Raw genomic sequence first — 433 nt, 5'->3', positions numbered from 1 at the left:
CGGTACATCGCGTTCTCGGCGAGCGAGCGGCGGTGATAGCCGAAACTCTTCTTCCATTCCCGGCGGCCGAGTTGGGCGATTGTATCGACCGCGTCGTTGCGCCATGCGCTCCCCCGCACGGTCGCCTTCCAATGAACAGCGCCGTCGCGCGGCGGGATACGGGGTGTCGCACCGCGTGCCGCAATCGCGGCATGACACGGCTTCGAGTCGTAGGTTCCATCGCCGCCCACGGTCTCAAGACGTTCCTCGGTCGAAATCTGGTCGAGCAATTCGGCCAAGACATCACCGTCGGCAACGTCCTGATGGGGCATCAGCGCAGCACGTATCTGAGCAGTGTTCGCGTCGAGCGCGAGATGCACCTTGCGCCACGTGCGGCGCTTCGAGTAGCCATGCTGACGCACCTTCCATTCGCCTTCGCCGTAGACCTTCACGC

At 64.0% G+C, this 433-nt stretch carries 1 protein-coding gene; it reads right to left on the bottom strand.

Features of this window, described 5'->3' with window-relative positions; all coding sequences use genetic code 11:
* On the bottom strand, positions 1-433 hold a 433-nt coding region (locus DID99_RS36930; protein WP_124668743.1), incomplete at both ends, for an IS5 family transposase.

Origin of the sequence: Burkholderia sp. Bp8986, assembly GCF_003854225.1 — a bacterium.
In the GTDB taxonomy this organism is placed as follows: Bacteria; Pseudomonadota; Gammaproteobacteria; order Burkholderiales; family Burkholderiaceae; genus Burkholderia.
This window is presented reverse-complemented; position numbering and strand designations above follow the sequence as displayed.